We start from the raw sequence: 18,603 nt of genomic DNA on the forward strand, positions 1-18,603 counted from the left end.
AGGCGGGCGGTACGCGACGAGTTGAATCTATGGGCTGTACTACCCCGATCCAAGTTGCTCCTGATTGACGCTTCGAACCGCGGAGTCGACGAAAAACGGATCTGTGACGTTCAGAGCGCGTTACTCGCTCGATCGACGTCGCCCGATCGTCACACGACCTGCAGATGGTCGTCTTTGAGTTCGTCCGCCGTGAACTCCTGGCCGTGGACCTCCGCCATGTGTTTCTGGGCCAGTTCGACTGCCTCCGTTTCGTTTTCCGATTGGATGATGAACCGGCACGTATCCGATACCGACTCACAGTCCAGTTTGTGTGTGTCTGCCATTGTGATCATCTCGAGTATCCCCGCCGAGAGGCAGTCGGTACCCATACCATGTTATACGGTACCAACCACCAATATAGATAGCACAGGCGTTTACTTAACGATTATCGGTGTTGATCGCACAGCTCGCTGACGGTTTCAGCGTTCGCATGGCCCGCGGTTCTCGCTCGGAACCGCGCATTCGTCGTGCGGTCAGGTGTGCAGTTGCTTACAGTGACTACTATACGACTACGCGGGTTCCGAGCCAGCGCCGCGATCCGCATCGGCCGTTCCGTCCAACCGTCCGGCGGCCGTCCGTCGCCGGCCCGTCGCCGACACGATAGCCGTTCGCTCACAGGCCGCGAGTCCCTGCGGTGGGAGGTTGTTGTAGACGGTTTCGTACTCGCCGGGTTCGATCCGATACGTCTCGTGCCAGATGCCGACGGCGCCGTCCTCGTCGGTACCGTCGCGATAGTAGTCCAGCCACGCCGGTCGATGTAACCGCTCGTCGTCGTGGGCGTACGCCTCGAGCGCCTCGACGGACTCCCAGTACTGGACGAACCCGATCTGACGAACTCCGGGACCGACGACGGTGCGGCTCTCGAGCAGGCCCGAGTCCTCGTCGGCCAACAGCTCCCGAACCATCCGCCCCGCGACGAGGAAGATCGGGAGCCACCGGTGGAGCTTCCAGAACGCGTTGATCCGCATCCCGATGTGGAAGACGACGAACGAATCGGCTCGCTCGGCCGTTACTCGTCGATCGATTCTCGAGTTGGCAGTCGCCTGATCGCCGACCCTCGAGTCGGTATCTCCGTGCTGTGGTGCCATCACACTCTTACTCGAGGGGCGTCTGCTTGCGACTAGCCCCAACATGTTGGTCTCACGCGTGACTGCCGAACGACTCGCTGCGATCGGACGAATACCCGCGAGCGAACTCCCCTCGATCCGCATCGCGACACGATGATCAGCGCCCAGTTTCGCATTCAGATACCCGCCGGCGTCTGGATCCGCGAGGTGTCGGAATCGTGTCCCGACACGACGTTCAAACTGCTGTCTGGCTACCGCCTCGAGGAGACGGCGGTCGAACTCGGCGAAATCGTCGCAGACGACCCCAAGACCGGCGCCGAGGCAGTGCGATCTCATCCGACCGTCCTCGAGTACGATCTGCTCGAAGCGACGGAGGGCCGCGTCCTCTCGAAGTACGAGACGAGCGACACCGCACTCTACGATTTCGTCGAGCTCTCCGGGATGCCGCTCGAATTTCCGGTTCTCGCCCGGGACGGCTGGTTCGAATTCGACCTGACGGGCACCCGTGAGGACCTCGAGCGGCTGCAGGCGACCCTCGAGGACGCCGGGGCACGGTTCGAACTGCAGTCGCTGGTCGGCGGGACGGATCCGGAGACGGTGGTGACCGATCGCCAGCGCGAACTCCTCGAGGCCGGACTCCGAATGGGCTACTACGAGGTGCCACGCGAGTGTACGCTCGCGGAACTCGCCGACTCGTTCGACATCGATAAGGCCACCGCAAGTACGATCCTCCGGCGAGGCGAGGCGAGCCTGCTCAGGGCGTTTCTGACCGGCCCCCCAGGCAGGTGAGTCGCGGTCGAGTCGACACTGACCCAAATCCGTCTGCGACGATCGCCTCGTACGGACAACAGACCGTCTCAGACGGTTTCCTGTCCGTCAGTTCCAGCCCAGCCGCGACCCGGGCGGCGGCTGGGCCGGGACATCGGGACAGGAATCCGTATCAGAGGAGATCGCGCTCGAGCAGCGACCGAAGCGAGCGCTCGAGTGCGTCGGCTTGGGATCCTCGAACCGTCGGACCGAGCTCGAGTTGCAGGCCCGCACCGTCGGCGGCGAGCCAGTTCACGAAGTTGTCGGGATGAGTACCGGCGTACTGTCGGTCGGTCGCGACCGAAACGGGCACGGGGACGGCGTCCTCGAGGTGTCTCGCAACCCGTGTTTTCGTCGGCTCCTCGAGCCCGCCGCCGACGAGAATTTCGTCGTCGGCCAGTCCGTGAATGCTGATCACCGTCTCGAACCCCCGGTCCGCGATCCGACCCAGTAGCGGGTACTCCGCGGGATCGATCGCCGTCGAGGGCGGGTGCCACGCGTCGAACGCACTGCCGTCGGACTCGTGGCCGAGGGTGGCCCAGTAGGCGGCAGTTTCGTGGCCGGTCGCCAGTTCCAGCCCGAGCGCGGCGGTCCCGGGCTCGACATCGCCGCCGTGGCCCGCACAGAAGAGAAGCTCGTCCGTTTCACCGTCGTCGTACAGCTGTTCGAGCAGGTGGCCGGTATCGGTCACCGCGATCGGGTACGTCGTAATCGTCCGGCGAGTCACAGCTGTATCTACGGCGCTGGCATCTTAACCGCTAGCCGAGCAGTGGCCGCTGCGACCAGTCTCGGCCCCACGCTCGAGGTGCAAGCAGACGACCTAACGCCGTCCAGACGGACGTTCGGCCATGGCTACCGACGTTCACAACGGGATCGCGTTCGGCCGGACGGTCGTCGCCGGGGTCCAAGAAAAGAACGTGCCGTTTATGGCCGCAAGCATCGCCTATCAGGCCTTTATTTCGCTGATTCCGTTGCTCGTGCTCGTGTTCTTCCTCGTGACCCTGGTCGGAGACGAGGGGTTGGCGACCGAGGTGTCGGCGATGACGGAGGGGTTCCTGCCCGAGAGCGGCCAGCTGCTGGTCGAGAACGCGATCGCGGAGTCACCCGTGACCGCGGGCTCGACGCTGATCGGACTGGTCGTCGTCCTGTGGGGTTCGCTGAAGATCTTCCGGGGACTCGACACGGCGTTCTCCGAGATTTTCGACTCGGCCGACGAGGCCTCCATCGTCGAACAACTCCGTGACGCCCTGATCGTCCTCGGTGCGATCGGGGCCGCGCTCGTGGCCGCAGCCGTCGCGAGCATCGCCGTCGCCGTCCTCCCGAACGTTCCCTATCTCGGGCTGCTCAATCCCGTGATCCTCGTCGTCGTGCTCACGTTGGCGTTCCTGCCGATGTACTACTACTTCCCCGACGTCGACCTCCAGCTTCGGCAGGTCGTCCCGGGTGCGGTCGTCGCCGGCGTCGGCTGGACGGCACTGCAGTCGCTCTTTCAGGTGTACGTGACCTTCGCCGCCGATTCGGAGGCCGCCGGTCCCGTCGGCGCCGTCTTACTGTTGTTGACCTGGCTCTACTTCGGCGGCATGCTCCTGCTCGTCGGCGGTGTCGTCAACGCCGTCGGTACGGGCTACCTCGAGCCCGAGATCGACGGCTCGGACGACGGCGGGGAAGCCGCTATCGCGGAAGCGGGCCACACACCGTTGCTCGACCGCGTCCAACGCGAGCGCGACCAACTCCTCGAGCGCGCGGAGACGGTCGAACGAGAACGGGACCTGCTGCAAAACGATCTCGCGGCCCAGCGGTCCCGTCGTTACCGTCTCGAGGATCGGGTCGACCGGCTCGAGGCCGAAAAGAGCGACCTCGAAGCCGAAAACGAGCGGTTGCGGGCCACACTCGAGCGCCGACGATGGCCACCCTGGCGACGGGGCGCTCGCGGATTGCTGGCTCGCGTTCGTCGCGTCAGGATCGGTCGCCTCGAGCGGGAGTGATACCCGTCACATGAAGTCCTCGATACCGGACTGTTTGTTTTTGTCATTTTCGAAAATGCTCTCGAGGGACTTCTCGAGCACTTCCAACCGCTGTTTCGTGTAATCCCGGCAGTCGTACTCCTCGGCGACCTGGATCGCGGTCTGCATGTACTTGTTGACCGAGCCTTTGTGGACGGTGAGATTGACGCGGCCACCGCATTCGCGGCAGTCGCCGGTCAGTGGCATCCGCCGAAACTTCTCGCCGCAGTCGAGACAGCGGGTTTCCTGCCGGGAGAACGCGCGCAGATTGCCGATCAGGTCCGGCAGGAAGTGATACTCGATGACTCGCTCGGCGACGTCGGTCTCGTCGACTGCCTCGAGTTTGCGCGAGAGCTCGAGTTGGGCGTCCATCTTGTCCATCATCGAGCCCAGCGTCTTGTACGCCGAGAGGTCGGGGCCCATCGCGATGTTGGTGGTGTCGTGGGTGTGTTCGAACCCGGTGTACTCGCCGTCGGTACCCAGCGTGTCCTCGCCGATCTGGATGTCGACGGATTCGGGATCGGCCTGCTCTCGAGTCGCGAGGTAGAACTCGCGGGGGTACTGGCTAACGATGTCCATGTTGTGGGCCTCGTCGTCGATCTCGGCGGGATCGATCCGAGAGGACATGACCAGGGGCGCGTCCATCTTCCCGCCCCTCTGATCTGGCAAGAAACTGGTACTAAAGTTCAATAGCCCGTCCATGAGGAGCATCACACAATCTTCGTCACCGTCACAATTCCGGCGCTTTGCGGCGTGAAAGTACGGATGAGCATATCCGACTGCCGCACTCGTGAAACCAATTACTCTCCCGACAGTTGCCGCACTCGTGTGGGGTGCCATCCCGAAGACCAGCTCGCCGACCAGTTCGTCCCGATCCTCGAGTTCATAAAATGGCTCGAGGCCGTAGTACTGCTCGAGCAAGTCGTCAATGAAGGCGGCGGTCTGGAGCATGTGCTCGGCAGCGCCATCCGAGAGGACGATGTCCTGGACCTTCAGCTCCACGAGTTGATCCTCGTGGGTCAGGGGCTCGCCGTGGATGTCTTCCTCGTAGCCGAGCGCCTGCAGTTGGCCGACGTCGACGTCGAGCTCGCTCGCCCGGACCGATGTCACGGGGAGATCGGTCATGTCGTAACGAACGGTCCCGTCTTTGAACGCCGAGACGTCGTGTTTCGCCCGTAGAACCCCCTTCTCGATGGGCTCGGGGATCTTGTTCGCCGAGGTCAGTCCCTTCACACCTTTCAGGATCTCGAAGGCGTTTTCGCGTTCGCCGACGGACTCGAGCGCGCCGCGAAACTCCTCGTTGATGTCGATCTCTCGGGGTTCGACGCAGGTGGCCTCGACCTCGCAGTGGTCGCACTCGACGCGGCCGGCCTCGTCGGGTTCGATCTGCTGGTCGCAGTCGGGACACCGGTAATCCGGCGTCGTCCGGTCGTTGCAGTCGGGACAACGGTTCTTGAACGTCTCCGTGCCACAGGACTCACAGCGCTGGCGGCCGATCTGGAGTTCGACGACCCCCGGCGTGTCGGACATCGTCTCGGCGTAGGAGGCCGCATCCGAGACGTTGCGCTGGGCACCACCGGCTTCGCCGATCGGAAAGAGGGTGTGGACCGGCGGGCTCAGATCCCGCCGTTCCGACTTTTCGGGGCGACCCATTCGGTTCCCGACCCGGGTCGGTGCCCGTTCGCGAACCGTGAAGGGAGCGACCTCGTCGACCGCTTCCATAGCGTTTGCACCGGGCTCATCGTTGCCCCACGTCCAGGCACGCTCCGAGAGGTCGTCGTCGTGCCAGGTGCGCTCGAGAGCGATCGCCGGCTCCCCATCGCCGTCGGCTGGATCGAGAGCGGCACCGTCGGTGACGGCCTGGCGCGGCTCACACCCGAGGGTGGCGGCTAGCGGTCGCCAGGTGTCGATCTCGAGGCGGCCGTCGTCCTCGCGCTGGCGGTGTTCGATGACGATCGTCTCGAGGGCGTCGCGGACGGCGTCGGCGTACTCGAGGACGAGCGTACCGCTGTCGTCCGTTTCGCCGACGAATTCGGCCTCGACGTGGCCGTCGGTGATCGTTGCACCCTCGACGTGGCCGTCGGCGACGGCGTCCGCGAGGGTACAGAAGGCGTCGACCGAGAGGTCGTGCCAGAGGTAGGTGTACTCCGGATGGAGCGGCGCGTCGTACTCACGAGCCCACTCGAGGGCCTCGTCTGGGTCGGGAAACTCGAGGTCGATGCGTGGGTCGTCCTCGAGTGCCTGGGTGTCCGCGCCGGCGGCTGCGAGGTCCTGAATCCACCACTCGTAGGTGTAGGAGGCCGGCGCGAGCGGATGGTTGTTCTCGATGAACTCGCCGTAGTTGACCAGATACTCCCCCAGATCGAGGATCTCCTCGACGCCGTTTCTGACCTCGAGGGCGTCGTCGGGGTCGTCGATCCGGCGCACGTCGCCGTTGGCCAGCTTGACGGTCGGCCCCTCGATGGAGTCGACGGGGACGACGCCGGCGGCCTTGCCGGGGCGTTCGGTCTTGATCTGGGTGCCCGTCGCAAGGAAGTCGTCGACTAGGTGCATCGCGGCGGGGTGAACGCCGGCGGTCGCGAACCCGTGGTTGCGCGCTCGACCGTATCGCAACCGGAACCCGCCCGTCGCACAGGGGTGAGAGAAGACGGGGCGGCCGGCGATCAGGTCCCGGAGGAACTTCTCGGAGGTGTCGACGCGGGGCGGCCCATCGGGTTCGTCGGCTGCGTCCCCATCGTCGTTCGGCTCGTCGTCGGCGTCCTCGCCGTCTGGGTCGTCGTCGGCGTCCTCGTCGGCGCTGTCAGCGGCGGTCTCGTCCTCGCTCCCGCCGTAGTTGCCGTCGATCAGATCCTGCAGCCACGGCCAGTCGATCTCCTCGAGGTTGCGGGTGTACCGTTGAATCTTGGGCGCCTTGAGCGCGATCCCTTCGCCCAGGACCAGACACATTCCGCCGCGGGCGCTGTTGGTGTCGACGCGCTCGAGATCGCGAAAGCCCGAGACCTCCTCGTCGCCGGTGGCTTCCCCGTCTAACATGATCGGGAGGTTCTTAGCGATGAACTTCGCCTCCTTTGCCTTGGGCGTGTACTGGAGGCCGGTCTCCTTGTCGTAGAGGGCGATCTCCTCGGCGTAGCGTTCCACTTCGTCGCTTCGGGCGTCGTACTGGTCGATACCGACGAGTGCGCGAGTGTAGTCGGCGACGAGTACCGACAGCGCCTGTGCGGTCCCGCCGGCCGACCGGATCGGCCCGGCGTAGTAGACGTTGACGAACTCGGTGCCGTCGTCGTTCTCTAAGATTTCGACCCTGTCGATTCCCTCGATCGGCGCGGCGACGACGCCCTCGGTCAGCAGGGCGACGGCGGTCCTGACGGCGCCCTCGACCTTGCCGGCTTTCGTCTCGTAGTCGCCGACCCGTCCCTCGGCGAAGTCCGCCGCGAGCTCGAGGGCGGCTTCTTCGCGGCTCATCTCGCCCTCGAGTTCGCGGACCCGTTCGGCGACGCCGTCGATGCCGAGGATGTTCTCGACGCGGTCGGCCATGTCCTTGGCGACCGGAATCTCGACCTCGGGCTCGGGGTCGCCGCCGCGTTCCTTGGCGGTCTCGGCGACGTCGAAGGCCGCGTCTAACTGGGACTCGAGGCGCTCGAAGTAGCGTTCGTCTGCCTCGCGCATCTCAGAGCCAGAGATCGAGTTCGGTGGTGTCGTCGTACTCGCGCTCTAAGCTGTCCTCGAAGACGCGCATATAGACTTCGCCGGCCCAGACGGTCGCCTCGTTCAGATGCCCCGAAATCGTCTCGCCGTCGTCGTCCGATAGTACCGCGTGCGTGTGGGCGAATCGGTCGCCGTCCAGCCAGGAGACGTTGCCGACACAGCTCGCGACCTCGAGGGGCTCGTCGGCGTCGATTTCGTAGTACTCGCACTCGTCCTGATCGTAGAACGCGAGTTCGGCGTCCTGGACCGCCCCGAGGGCCGTAAACCAGGCCGCGTCGGCCTCGACCTCTGCTGCGAGCGATTCGATCTCGCCGCGCCAGTCGGCGCCCGTCTCGAGGCGGGCGACGTACTCTCCGGTCGTCTCGACGGCTCGGTAGTTCATACGCATGTACTGTATCCCCAGGGAGAAAAAGGGCTCCGGTCGGGGCCGCTACAGCGGCGTGGAATCCATACGCTCATCGTGAGCGCCGTCGAAAATACGACGCTGGCCTCCAAATCATCACAAGAATGGATGGCTGTGTGCATTTTAGTAACGTTTCATCCATCTAGGCACGAATACTACTAGCACGCGGGATGAGACACCAAAACGAATAAGGGTTGGCCCCGTGGGATATATGATATCATGGTAACTTTTCACCATGGCCTCTCCCGGCGGCAGCTGCTGGCCGCGGGAGCGTCGGTCTCCGCAGCGACCATCGCAGGGTGCATCGGTGGGAACGGTGAGGACGACGACGCCGAGATTCTCGACCCCGAGGAGTACGACTACGACCGAGACGAACCCGACGACGAAGACGCCGCTCGGCAGAGCTCCATGGTCTACACCCAGGAACTCGAGCGCGACGAGGACTTCGACCCGGTCGTCTCGAACGACGCCTACAGTTTCCAGATCATCACGCTGGTGTTCGACTCGCTGTACGAGTTCGACTACGAGTACGAACTCCAGCCGAAGGTCGCCGTCGACTTCCCCGACGTCGAACGCGACGACACGCGATTCATCTACGAGATCCACGACGGCATCGAGTTCCACAACGGCGAGGAACTGACCGCCAGCGACGTCGCCCACTCGTTTCGTGCGCCGGTCGAGGAAGAAACGCCGAACATGTCGACCTACGACATGATCGAGGAGATAGATGTCATCGACGACTACCAGCTGCAGGTCGATCTGGCCCACCAGTACGGCTCCTGGGAGCTGTTCAACCAGGCCGTCGACATCGTCCCCGAAGACGCTCGGACCGAGGACCGCGAGGAATTCAACGAGAATCCGATCGGTTCCGGCCCCTTCGAGTGGCACGACTTCCAGTTCGGCGAGTACGTCGAACTCGAGCGGTTCGACGACTACTGGGACGAGCCCCAGCCCTACATGGAGTCGATCCGCTTCGAGGACAACGTCGACGACGCGAGCCGAGTCAGCGAGATGCTCGCCCACGATACCGACGCTATCGGCGACGTTCCGAACGACGACTGGGGCCAACTCGAGGACGAGGACGACATCGACGTCCACGTCACCGAGAGCCCGTCGGTCACGTACATCTTCTTCAACACGAACGAGGGTGCAGGGACGGCGGATCCCAACGTGCGACGGGGGATCGCTCACGCCTTCTCGCTGACCGACTACGTCGAGACCTACCTGAACAACGCGGCGATCCCGCTCGTGACGCCGACCTCGCGTATTACGAACGATCTGTGGGAGTTCCCGATCGAGGAGTGGGACGACGAGATCTATCCGGAGTACGATCCCGAACTGGCCGAGGAGCTGTTAGACGAGCACGCGCCCGACGACTGGAATCCGACGTTTATGGCCCCCGACGACGAGCGAGCGACGCTCGCCGAACGCGTCGCGACACGACTGGACGAGATCGGCTACGACATGGAAGTCCAGACGATGGACTTCGGCGCGATGCTCGATCAGACGATCTACAGCGAGGCGGATCCGGACAACTATGAACTCTACATCCTCGGCTGGACCGGCGGTCCCGATCCCGATCAGTATCTCTACTCGCTGTTTCACGAGAGCCAGGAGCAACTCACCAACGGCCATCACTACGACGGCAGCGATGACTTCCACGACACGATCGTCGAGGCCCGCGAGACCGCCGATCAGGCCGAACGCGAACAGCTCTACACCGAGTTGATCGAGGAGGTTCTGACGGAACTGCCCGCCCTCCCCGCCTACACCGAGCACAACTCGATGGCGACCGGCGATCACGTCAGAGATATGCACGTCCATCCACAGATGCAGTACAACCCACACCTCGTCTCCGAGGAGAGCAACGTCTGGATCGAGGACTAACACGCGACCGCAATGGGACTCGCTCGTTACACGCTGTATCGACTGCTGCAAGCGATCCCCGTACTGCTCGGGATCACGATCATCACGTTCGTCCTCGCGAACCTGGCGCCGGGCGATCCGGTCCAGCTCATGCTCGCCGGTCAGGAGGTCGACGAGGAGCTCGTCGAGGCGATCGAACAGCAGTACGGACTCGACCGGCCGCTGCACGAGCGCTATGTCACGTACATGGCCGGCGTGCTCGAGGGTGATCTGGGCTACAGTATCCATTGGGGACAGCCGGTAACGGAGCTGATCCTCGGTCGAGTCGGGCCGACACTGTTGCTCGTACTCTCGGCGTACGCCTTCGCGATCGCAACGGCGATTCCGCTGGGGATCATCGCGGCGACGCGACGTAACGAGCCGACCGACCACGTCTCCCGGATCGTCGCCCTCTTCGGCGTCAGCACGCCGTCGTTCTGGATCGGGATCATGCTCATCCTGCTCTTTGCGGTCCAGTTAGGGTGGTTGCCCTCGACCGGGCTCGTCTATCCGTGGCGCGGACCCGACGCGTACGCGTGGATCGATACCTGGCCCGAGTTACTCTACCAGACGGCTCGACACCTGTTGTTGCCGATGATCGCACTCGGCACGCTCCAGATGGCGACGCTAATGAGAGTCGAGCGAACCCAGATGATCGAGTCGCTACACGGCGAGTACGTCACACTCGCACGCGCCTACGGCGTCCCCGAGCGGACGATCCTGCGAAAACACGCCTTCCAGAACGCCCAGTTGCCGATCATCACGATCATCGGGCTCAACCTCTCGACGGCGCTCTCCGGGGCCGTCCTCATCGAGTACGTCTTCAATATCAACGGGATGGGACGGCTGTTCATCGAGGCGATTCAGGCGTTAGACTACCAACTGATCATGGGGATCACGATCGTCTTCGGGACGATCTTCGTCGTCGGTGTGATCGTCACCGACCTTTCCTACGCGTACATCGATCCCCGCGTCACCTACGGTGAGGAAGAGTAATCATGGCTATCGGCGAATCACAGATGGACGACGGTGGACCGACCGAGGATGTCGAGGCCAAGTTCGGCTGGCGACACACCCTCGGAAAGATCACCGACGACACGACCGCCAGATGGGGACTCTACATCGTCGCGTTCGTGCTGGTGATCTCGGCGTACACCATGGTCGACAGCAACCTCTCGCGGCTCACGTTCGGGGTGCTGTCGGATTTCACGTTCGCCGAGGCGATACCAATCTTCGACCACCCCGAGCGGATTCCGCCGCCGGGAGAGGGCGAGTCCCACCTCCCGCCGGCATTTCACGCCGACGGCTCGATGGCCCACCCACTTGGAACCGACCCCACCGGCCGGGACTACTTCACCCGGATCGTCTACGGCGCGCAGGTGTCGGTGAGCGTCGGCATCGCCTCGACGCTGATCGGGTTCGTCGGGGGGACGATTATCGGTTCCGTCTCGGGGTTCTACGGCGGGAAAGTCGACGACTTCCTCATGCGCATCGTCGAGACCGTCTACGCGATTCCGCCGCTGATCCTCATCATCGTCTTTACCGTCTTCGTCAGCGGCGGCAGCCCGGACATCACCTACGCCATCCTCGGCGTCGGCATCACGTTCATCCCGGTCTTCGCCCGGATCATCCGCAGCGAGGTGCTCTCGATCCGGGAGATGGACTACATCGAGGCCGCCCGCGCCTCCGGTGTCAAACGGCGCAACATCATCCTGCGCCACGTAATTCCAAACTCCATCGCGCCGGTGCTGGTCTACGCCACGCTCCAGATCGGCGTAACGATACTGCTCGTGGCCGGCCTCTCGTTTCTGGGCTACGGTGCCCAGCCGCCGACGCCCGACTGGGGCGAGATGCTCAACGTCTCCCACGGCTACATGCACGCCAACGTCTGGCTCTCGATCTGGCCCGGCCTCGCCATCCTGGTGACCATCATGGGGTTCAACCTCTTCGGCGACGGCCTGCAAGACGCACTGGACCCGCGACTCGAGGACTGACACACGACTACACATGACTGACCCACTCCTCCGCGTCGAGAATCTGAAAACGCAATTTTTCACGGACGCCGGCACCGTCCGCGCCGTCGACGGCATCTCCTTCGAAGTACGGGAAGGCGAGATCGTCGGCCTCGTCGGCGAGAGCGGCGCCGGCAAGAGCGTCGCCTCGATGAGCCTGTTACGACTGATCGAGGACCCCGGCGAGATCGTCGCCGGCGAGATAACCTACAAGGGCGAGACCATCTTCGGTCTCGAGGAGGGCCCCGACGGCGAGCTTCGCGAGCGCGAGGACATGCTCTCGAACGAGGAGATCAGAACACAGATCCGGGGCAACGAGATCGCGGTCATCTTCCAGGATCCGATGGAGTCGCTCAATCCCGTGTTCACGATCGGGGGCCAGTTACGCGAGTTCATCGAACTCAACCGCGACCTGCCGAAAGACGCCGCCAAGGAGGAGGCGATCCGGATGCTCCGGGAGGTCGGCATCCCCGATCCCGAGCAGCGCTACGGGGAGTATCCCCACCAGTTCTCCGGCGGGATGCGCCAGCGGGTGTTGATCGCGATGGCACTGGCCTGCGAACCCAGCCTGATCATCGCCGACGAGCCGACGACCGCACTCGACGTCACCGTCGAGGGCCAGATCCTCGAGCTGGTCGACGAGCTACAGGACAAGTACGACACGAGCTTCCTCTGGGTCACCCACGACATGGGCGTCGTCGCCGAAATCTGTGACCGTGTCAACGTCATGTACCTCGGCGAGATCGTCGAACAGGCGCCGGTCGACGAACTCTTTCACGACACGAAACACCCCTACACCACCGCGCTGCTGAACTCGATGCCCCGCCCTGACCGCACCGTCGGCGAACTCGAGCCGATCGAGGGCGTGATGCCCGAAGCCATCAACCCGCCCTCGGGCTGTCGGTTCCACCCGCGCTGTCCCGAGGCCAGGGAGGTCTGTCAGCGCGTCCACCCTGATGCCAGGGAGGTCGCCCACGCCGACGGCCATCCACACCGCGCGGCCTGTCTCAAACACGACGTCTTCGACGCCGGCTACGACGAGAGCCCGCCCCTCGAGACGGCGACACAGGAAACGGCCGGCGTCCCCGCCGGTGGGAGGTCGACGGGCGGTCCCGGCGGCGAGGACGGAGCGACCGACCTCAAGGACAGCGTGATCGAAGACGGCGGCGAACCGACCGATGGAACACGCAGCGACGACCGAGGTGAGACCCATGAGTGAACGCACTCACACCGAGTCGGCGGCCAGCGAGACGGGCGCGACCGAACCGACCGCGAGCGACGAGACCGTCCTCGAGGTCGACGGGCTCAGCAAGTATTTCACCCAGGGGTCGGGCTTCTTCGCCGGCGTCTCGCTCGATTTCGATCGGTTCCCGCCGATCGATACCGAACAGGAACGCGTCAAAGCCGTCGACGACGTCAGTTTCGAGATCCGACGTGGGGAAACCCTCGGCCTCGTCGGCGAATCCGGCTGTGGCAAGAGCACGCTCGGGCGGACGATCCTCCGGCTGCTCGAGCCGACAGATGGCAGCATCTACTTCAAGGGCGAGGATCTGGCCGACATCGAGGGCGGTGAGCTCCGGGACAAGCGCTCGGAGATGCAGATGATCTTTCAGGACCCACAGTCATCGCTCGATCCTCGGCTGAAGATCGGCCAGATCGTCGAAGAGCCGATGCGCGCCCACGGCATGTTAGACGCCGGGGGTCGCGAACAGCGCGCGAAGATGCTCCTCGAGAAGGTCGGGCTCGATCCCCACCACTACAATCGCCATCCCCACGCCTTCTCGGGCGGGCAGCGCCAGCGGGTCAACCTCGCACGAGCGCTGTCGGTCGACCCCGACTTCATCGTCTGTGACGAGCCCGTCTCGGCGCTGGATGTCTCCATCCAGGCCCAGGTACTGAACACGATGGAACAACTCCAGGAGGAGTTCGGGCTCACCTACCTCTTTATCGCCCACGACCTCTCGGTCATCCGCCACATCTCCGATCGCGTCGCGGTGATGTATCTGGGCAATATCGTCGAACTCGCCGACAAGGAGGAACTGTTCGAGAACCCACAACATCCCTACACCGAGGCGCTGCTCGAGTCCATTCCGGTGCCGGACCCGCGAAAGAAAGGCGCACGCGGCGTCCTCGAGGGCGAAGTACCGAGTCCGGTCGACCCGCCCTCGGGCTGTCGGTTCCGGACGCGGTGTCCGAAACTGATCGCCCCCGAGAACTACGATCTGACCGACGAGAAGTGGGCACAGACGCGATCGTTCATGCGCGCGGTCAAGCGACGAACGTTCGAGCCCATGCCAGCGGAGAGGATCCGCCGGGAGTTCTTCGACGGTGACCTCCCGCGTGGCGAGGCCGGCGAGATCGTCGCGGAGGCGATCGACGTACTGCCGGCCGAGCGCCGGCGACCGGACGAAACGGCCCCGGAGTCGGCCGACGGCTGGACAGAAGCGACCGATCTGTTGCTCGAGTCCTTCGCCCAGCAGAGCATCTGTGCACGGGAGCGCCCGGCCTACGAACTCGAGGCCGAGTACGGAACGGCGCCACACTACGCAGCCTGTCACCTGCATCGGTGACGAGACGCCCCGCGTTCACTCGAGTACCGACGCCGGGTTCTTGAGATAGACGTCCTGTTCGGTAACCCGCTGGTAGAAGTCATAGAGCGTCTCGACCGCGGCAGGGTCCGGATCGAAGCGAACGTGGGGCGCCACATGGTAGCCCCGACAGTTCACGAGAAAGAAGTACAGCGTCCGGTGGTGGGCCGGCGTCGCGTCGACGACACCCATCGAGCGGCTCCCGAGTTCGTTCGAGACGGTCGTCAGCATCGTCTCGATATCGTCCGCTAGCTGTTCGTCCGGACGGTAGTGGGGCACGCCGAACGTCCGTTCCATGTAGTCACGAGTGGCCGCGAGCAGCGGGTTCGCCTCGAGTCCGGTCGGATCGACCGCCTGGAACGTTTCGTAGAGCGCGAGCACCGTCGATAGCTCCTCGCGCGTGACGGCGATCGGCATGACGGGATCGCCCCGCGGCAGTCCGTAGTCGGGAAACGAGTGCGAACCGGGATCGGAGAGGCGGTCGAACACGCGCTCGAGGGACATGTGTGCCACTACGACACACAGGGCAAAACGGCTGTCGGTTACCGCAGTTGGCGGTCGGGACGGACGATCGGTTCGCGGTCGGCAGGCGTTATTCGAGTCGGATCGTCGTCGAATCGCTGGGTTGGTAGCCTGCCGGCCCGGTCGCGACGAACGCGCTGATCTCGTACTCGCCGGGGTCGGGGACGACGAACTCGTGGGGATCGCCGGTCCGTTCGAACCGGCCGGACCAGGTGACGGTCGTCCGCTTTCGCTCTCCGCCGTCGAACGAAAAGGTCGCCGGCCGCTCGGGAACATACCGGCGTTCGTCGCTGGCCTCGAGTTCGCCGTCGACGCGCCAGCCCCAGCGACGCTGCCGGGGTGTCGGGACGTCGACGCCAATCGGGAGTCGATTTCGGAACTCGACGGCGATGTCGACGGACTCGCCGCGATCGTAGCGGTCCCGTGCCGTCTCGACCGACACGGCGATCGCTCGTCGAGCGACCGTGAGTGGAACGAGCGCGGACAGCAGCGTCGCGACGGTCGTCCGGGACGCCTCGAGGTCGTCACTCGGGTCGTCCGCACTCGGTCGCTGTCGGTGGCCGGGACCGACCATCGACAGCAATTCGCGCCTGCAGCCAAAAGTACCCTTCCCCACCCCTGATTATCGCCACGCTGGCAGCGTCGGCGCGTCGTCAGCCTCCATCGAGAGCCATGCGCCGTCGGCTGTAATATCCGCGATGACGTACTCGTCGCCGTCGCTCGCACTACTCGAGTCGATCGAGCCGACGATCGTGTCGGTCTCCGCCATGGCGTGGGGGTTCGTCGCCATGTATGTGACTGACACTCACTCTCATATAAACTCGTCGGATTGATTGTCCGGTTTGGGAACCGATCGGCGGTAGCCGGGCATCGAAACACTGGGTTTATACGCATTTTTGCCCTACAGAGGGGATATGAACGTAGCCGACGCGATGACGCCCCGCGAGGACGTGGTGACCGTCGACCTGCCGGGCACCCGGTCGGACGTCCTCGAGTACCTACAAGAGCGATCGTTCTCTTCGGTGCCAGTCGTCAAGCAGACCGACAACGGACCGGAGTACCGCGGCCTCGTCTCGCGGGATGTCCTGATCGAACAGCCTGACGAGGACCAACTGGTCATGCTGATGGATGACGTACCCACGACGACGCGAGAGACCTCGCTCCCCGACGTCGCACGGACGATGGTCGAGGAGGACGGCCGTCGCGTCCCCGTCGTCGACGGCGAGTTCGAGGGAATCGTGACGATCACGGACATCGTCCACGCCATCGCGACGGGCGATCAAGATGCCGAGGGGACCGTCGGCGACTACGCCAGCGAGAACGTCAACACGACCTACGAGGGCGCCCCGTTGCCGGCCGCCGAGCGCGGACTCTCCTACGCGAACGTTCCCTACACCGTTGCACTCGACGCGTCCGGCGAGATGAGCGGTGTGCTGACGGAAGTCGACATCATCGATGTCGCCCGCATCGTCGAGGGCGAAGAGGAGACGGGCGACAACTTCCCGGACCAGGACTCCGAGTGGTCCTGGGAGGGGATCAAAGGCGTCGGCAGTCGCTATCTCCCGACGCGGGACATCGAACTTCCGAACGGTCCGGTTCGGGAGTTCATGAGCGACGACGTCGTGACGGTCTCGGCCCAGACCGCGGTACAAGATGCCGCCCAGCAGCTCATCAGCAACGACATCGAACAGATTCCGATGGTGACTGGCGAACAGCTCGTCGGTATCGTCCGGGACATCGATCTGCTGGAGGCCCTCTATGAGTGAGGACGGACAGTCGGCAGCGACGGAGTCGACAGACGAGACGAGCGAGCCGACCAGCGGGAAGCTCGTCGAACTCGCCAAGCGCCGGGGCTACTTCTTCCAGTCCTCGGGCGCCTACGGCGGCGTCGGCGGTTTCTACACCTTCGGCCCACAGGGCGCGGCGCTGAAGGGCAACGTCGAGGACGCCTGGCGCGACCGCTTTGCCGTCGCCGAAGGCAACATGGAGATCGACGCGCCGACGATCATGCCCGAACCCGTCTTCGAGGCCTCGGGCCACCTAGACGGCTTCGACGACATGCTGATCGAGTGTCCCGACTGTGGCACCTCCAGTCGCGCGGACCACCTCGTCGAGGACAACACCGACTACGAGGACGCCGAAAGTCTTCCGATCCCCGAGGTCGAGGAGGTCATCGCCGAGTACGAACTCGTCTGTCCCGAGTGCGGTGCCGGACTCGCCGATGTCGCCGTCGAGAATTTCAACCTCATGTTCGATACGAACATCGGCCCCGGCGACGCCGACCCCGGCTATCTACGCCCCGAGACGGCCCAGGGGATCTTCGTCGAATTCCCGCGGCTCAAGGAGTACGCACGCAATCAGCTTCCCTTCGGCGTCACGCAGATCGGCCGTGCGTATCGAAACGAGATCAGCCCTCGCCGATCCATTATTCGAACCCGCGAGTTCACCCAGGCCGAACTCGAGTACTTCGTCGATCCCGAGGAGGACGAGCCCGACCTCGAGAGCGTCGCAGACGTCGCGGTGACCCTCTACCCAGCCAGTGAGCAGAACGCAGAAGACGGCTCGGAGATCGAGACGACGATCGGCGAGGCTGTCGCCGAGGGCATCATCGGCGACGAGTGGGTCGCGTACTTCCTCGGCGTCGCCAAGCCGTGGTACGAGTCGGTCGGCGTCGATATGGACCGGTTCCGATTCCGCCAGCACCTCGCTGGCGAGCGCGCTCACTACGCCGCGGACTGCTGGGACGCGGAAAGCGAAATCGATGGGAACTGGATCGAGATGGCCGGCTTCGCCTATCGGGGCGACTACGACCTCTCGAAACACGGCGACCACTCCGGCGACCGCTTTACCGTCTTCAAACAGTACGACGAGCCACAAACCGTCGAACGTGCAACCGTCGATCCCGACATGAGTTATCTGGGGCCGGAGTTCGGCGGCGCAGCCCAGGCCATCGTCGACGAACTCGAGGCGCTCGCGGCTCGCGATCGCGATGCCTTCGATGGCGAGACGGTCACGATCGACCTCGAGGGCGAAACCCACGAGATCCCCCTCGAGAAAACCGGCTTCGCGGTCGAAGAAGAGACCATCGCCGGCGAGCACGTCACGCCCCACGTCGTCGAACCCTCCTTCGGCGTCGATCGGCTCGTCTACACCGTTCTCCACCACGCCTACCGCGAGGACGAAGTCGACGGCGAGGAACGGACGTATCTGGACCTCGAGCCCGAAGTCGCACCCACTTTCGTCGGCGTCTTCCCGCTGCAAAACGACGCCGAACTCGAGGCGACGGCCGACGAGATCGTCGCCGACCTGCGCGAGGCCGGCCTCTCGGTAACCGAGGACGACTCGGGTAACATCGGTCGGCGCTACCGTCGTCAGGACGAGGTCGGCACGCCGTTTTGCGTGACCGTCGATTACGAGACCATAGAGAATCCGGAGACGACGGTCACCGTCCGCGAACGGGATACGACGTCCCAGAAACGCCTCCCGATCGACGAACTCGCGGAGACGCTGGCCGCGATTCGGACCGGCGACCTCGCCTTCGAGGACCTGTAA

General features: G+C 64.2%; 17 protein-coding genes. 9 read left to right on the plus strand and 8 right to left on the minus strand.

All coding sequences use genetic code 11. The features are described 5' to 3' along the window. Window positions 1-149: 149 nt before the first annotated feature. A complete protein-coding gene (locus D8Y22_RS05740; RefSeq protein WP_141463886.1) occupies window positions 150-323 on the minus strand; it encodes a DUF1059 domain-containing protein in 174 nt (57 codons plus the stop codon). Between the two features lie 225 nt (window positions 324-548). Then, on the minus strand, window positions 549-1,127 hold the full coding sequence (locus D8Y22_RS05745; protein WP_141463754.1) for a DUF4188 domain-containing protein: 579 nt from the start codon (window positions 1,125-1,127) through the stop codon (window positions 549-551). A 132-nt stretch (window positions 1,128-1,259) separates the two neighbouring features. Between D8Y22_RS05745 and D8Y22_RS05750 the strand changes: the two genes are divergently transcribed. Then, window positions 1,260-1,895 (plus strand): helix-turn-helix domain-containing protein, encoded by a 636-nt coding sequence (locus D8Y22_RS05750; RefSeq protein ID WP_141463755.1) that lies wholly within the window; start codon window positions 1,260-1,262, stop codon window positions 1,893-1,895. A gap of 151 nt (window positions 1,896-2,046) precedes the next feature. Here D8Y22_RS05750 and D8Y22_RS05755 read toward each other — a convergent pair whose 3' ends face one another. Next, window positions 2,047-2,640: a poly-gamma-glutamate hydrolase family protein gene (locus tag D8Y22_RS05755; RefSeq protein ID WP_141463756.1), complete on the minus strand. Its 594-nt coding sequence runs from the start codon at window positions 2,638-2,640 to the stop codon at window positions 2,047-2,049. 121 nt (window positions 2,641-2,761) lie between these two features. Here D8Y22_RS05755 and D8Y22_RS05760 point away from each other — a divergent pair, with 121 nt between their 5' ends. Continuing rightward, the gene (locus tag D8Y22_RS05760; protein WP_141463757.1) at window positions 2,762-3,898 is read left to right on the plus strand and encodes a YhjD/YihY/BrkB family envelope integrity protein; all 1,137 of its coding nucleotides are present in this window, start codon (window positions 2,762-2,764) and stop codon (window positions 3,896-3,898) included. 6 nt (window positions 3,899-3,904) lie between these two features. Here the strand turns inward: D8Y22_RS05760 and D8Y22_RS05765 are convergent, their stop codons facing one another. Both D8Y22_RS05765 and D8Y22_RS05770 read right to left on the minus strand, forming a co-directional pair. After that, the gene (locus tag D8Y22_RS05765; protein ID WP_141463758.1) at window positions 3,905-7,582 is read right to left on the minus strand and encodes a DNA polymerase II large subunit; all 3,678 of its coding nucleotides are present in this window, start codon (window positions 7,580-7,582) and stop codon (window positions 3,905-3,907) included. A 1-nt stretch (window position 7,583) separates the two neighbouring features. Continuing rightward, on the minus strand, window positions 7,584-8,003 hold the full coding sequence (locus D8Y22_RS05770; RefSeq protein WP_141463759.1) for a PPC domain-containing DNA-binding protein: 420 nt from the start codon (window positions 8,001-8,003) through the stop codon (window positions 7,584-7,586). 240 nt (window positions 8,004-8,243) lie between these two features. Here D8Y22_RS05770 and D8Y22_RS05775 point away from each other — a divergent pair, with 240 nt between their 5' ends. Genes D8Y22_RS05775 through D8Y22_RS05795 form a run of 5 tightly spaced genes read left to right on the plus strand, consistent with a single transcriptional unit; the run spans window position 8,244 to window position 14,511 of the window. Then, on the plus strand, window positions 8,244-9,911 hold the full coding sequence (locus tag D8Y22_RS05775) for an ABC transporter substrate-binding protein (protein WP_141463760.1): 1,668 nt from the start codon (window positions 8,244-8,246) through the stop codon (window positions 9,909-9,911). Window positions 9,912-9,923: 12 nt separating this feature from the next. Next, window positions 9,924-10,925 carry an ABC transporter permease gene (locus tag D8Y22_RS05780; protein WP_141463761.1) on the plus strand — a complete coding sequence of 334 codons (1,002 nt, stop codon included), beginning with the start codon at window positions 9,924-9,926 and terminating at the stop codon, window positions 10,923-10,925. Window positions 10,926-10,927: 2 nt separating this feature from the next. Beyond that, the gene (locus D8Y22_RS05785; protein WP_141463762.1) at window positions 10,928-11,923 is read left to right on the plus strand and encodes an ABC transporter permease; all 996 of its coding nucleotides are present in this window, start codon (window positions 10,928-10,930) and stop codon (window positions 11,921-11,923) included. Between the two features lie 13 nt (window positions 11,924-11,936). Further along, window positions 11,937-13,160 (plus strand): ABC transporter ATP-binding protein, encoded by a 1,224-nt coding sequence (locus D8Y22_RS05790; RefSeq protein ID WP_141463763.1) that lies wholly within the window; start codon window positions 11,937-11,939, stop codon window positions 13,158-13,160. Further along, window positions 13,153-14,511: an ABC transporter ATP-binding protein gene (locus D8Y22_RS05795; protein WP_141463764.1), complete on the plus strand. Its 1,359-nt coding sequence runs from the start codon at window positions 13,153-13,155 to the stop codon at window positions 14,509-14,511. The genes D8Y22_RS05790 and D8Y22_RS05795 overlap by 8 nt, the downstream gene beginning before the upstream one ends. A 15-nt stretch (window positions 14,512-14,526) precedes the next feature. Here D8Y22_RS05795 and D8Y22_RS05800 read toward each other — a convergent pair whose 3' ends face one another. From D8Y22_RS05800 to D8Y22_RS22255, 3 genes are all read right to left on the minus strand, one after another. Next, window positions 14,527-15,033: a hypothetical protein gene (locus D8Y22_RS05800; RefSeq protein WP_141463765.1), complete on the minus strand. Its 507-nt coding sequence runs from the start codon at window positions 15,031-15,033 to the stop codon at window positions 14,527-14,529. An 88-nt stretch (window positions 15,034-15,121) separates the two neighbouring features. Then, window positions 15,122-15,625 carry a hypothetical protein gene (locus D8Y22_RS05805; protein WP_141463766.1) on the minus strand — a complete coding sequence of 168 codons (504 nt, stop codon included), beginning with the start codon at window positions 15,623-15,625 and terminating at the stop codon, window positions 15,122-15,124. Between the two features lie 48 nt (window positions 15,626-15,673). Beyond that, window positions 15,674-15,841, minus strand: coding sequence for a DUF7556 family protein (locus tag D8Y22_RS22255; RefSeq protein WP_174811778.1), 168 nt, complete (start codon window positions 15,839-15,841; stop codon window positions 15,674-15,676). 124 nt (window positions 15,842-15,965) lie between these two features. Between D8Y22_RS22255 and D8Y22_RS05810 the strand changes: the two genes are divergently transcribed. Both D8Y22_RS05810 and glyS read left to right on the plus strand, forming a co-directional pair. Then, complete coding sequence (locus D8Y22_RS05810) at window positions 15,966-16,817, plus strand: CBS domain-containing protein (RefSeq protein WP_141463767.1); 852 nt, start codon at window positions 15,966-15,968, stop codon at window positions 16,815-16,817. Continuing rightward, window positions 16,810-18,603 carry a glycine--tRNA ligase gene (gene glyS, locus D8Y22_RS05815; protein ID WP_141463768.1) on the plus strand — a complete coding sequence of 598 codons (1,794 nt, stop codon included), beginning with the start codon at window positions 16,810-16,812 and terminating at the stop codon, window positions 18,601-18,603. Before D8Y22_RS05810 ends, glyS begins: the two co-directional genes overlap by 8 nt.

The sequence above is a fragment of the Salinadaptatus halalkaliphilus genome (assembly GCF_006543045.1).
GTDB lineage: Archaea > Halobacteriota > Halobacteria > Halobacteriales > Natrialbaceae > Salinadaptatus > Salinadaptatus halalkaliphilus.

Excerpts from the sequence above, each read along its gene's own strand:
- D8Y22_RS05795 (WP_141463764.1), top strand. The coding sequence starts at position 13,153 with ATGAGTGAACGCACTCACACCGAGTCGGCGGCCAGCGAGACGGGCGCG.
- D8Y22_RS05775 (WP_141463760.1), top strand. The coding sequence starts at position 8,244 with ATGGTAACTTTTCACCATGGCCTCTCCCGGCGGCAGCTGCTGGCCGCG.
- D8Y22_RS05745 (WP_141463754.1), bottom strand. The coding sequence starts at position 1,127 with ATGGCACCACAGCACGGAGATACCGACTCGAGGGTCGGCGATCAGGCG.
- D8Y22_RS05805 (WP_141463766.1), bottom strand. The coding sequence starts at position 15,625 with ATGGTCGGTCCCGGCCACCGACAGCGACCGAGTGCGGACGACCCGAGT.
- D8Y22_RS05760 (WP_141463757.1), top strand. The coding sequence starts at position 2,762 with ATGGCTACCGACGTTCACAACGGGATCGCGTTCGGCCGGACGGTCGTC.
- D8Y22_RS05770 (WP_141463759.1), bottom strand. The coding sequence starts at position 8,003 with ATGAACTACCGAGCCGTCGAGACGACCGGAGAGTACGTCGCCCGCCTC.
- D8Y22_RS05810 (WP_141463767.1), top strand. The coding sequence starts at position 15,966 with ATGAACGTAGCCGACGCGATGACGCCCCGCGAGGACGTGGTGACCGTC.
- D8Y22_RS05800 (WP_141463765.1), bottom strand. The coding sequence starts at position 15,033 with ATGTCCCTCGAGCGCGTGTTCGACCGCCTCTCCGATCCCGGTTCGCAC.
- D8Y22_RS05750 (WP_141463755.1), top strand. The coding sequence starts at position 1,260 with ATGATCAGCGCCCAGTTTCGCATTCAGATACCCGCCGGCGTCTGGATC.
- D8Y22_RS05765 (WP_141463758.1), bottom strand. The coding sequence starts at position 7,582 with ATGCGCGAGGCAGACGAACGCTACTTCGAGCGCCTCGAGTCCCAGTTA.
- D8Y22_RS22255 (WP_174811778.1), bottom strand. The coding sequence starts at position 15,841 with ATGGCGACGAACCCCCACGCCATGGCGGAGACCGACACGATCGTCGGC.
- D8Y22_RS05740 (WP_141463886.1), bottom strand. The coding sequence starts at position 323 with ATGGCAGACACACACAAACTGGACTGTGAGTCGGTATCGGATACGTGC.
- D8Y22_RS05785 (WP_141463762.1), top strand. The coding sequence starts at position 10,928 with ATGGCTATCGGCGAATCACAGATGGACGACGGTGGACCGACCGAGGAT.
- glyS (WP_141463768.1), top strand. The coding sequence starts at position 16,810 with ATGAGTGAGGACGGACAGTCGGCAGCGACGGAGTCGACAGACGAGACG.
- D8Y22_RS05780 (WP_141463761.1), top strand. The coding sequence starts at position 9,924 with ATGGGACTCGCTCGTTACACGCTGTATCGACTGCTGCAAGCGATCCCC.
- D8Y22_RS05790 (WP_141463763.1), top strand. The coding sequence starts at position 11,937 with ATGACTGACCCACTCCTCCGCGTCGAGAATCTGAAAACGCAATTTTTC.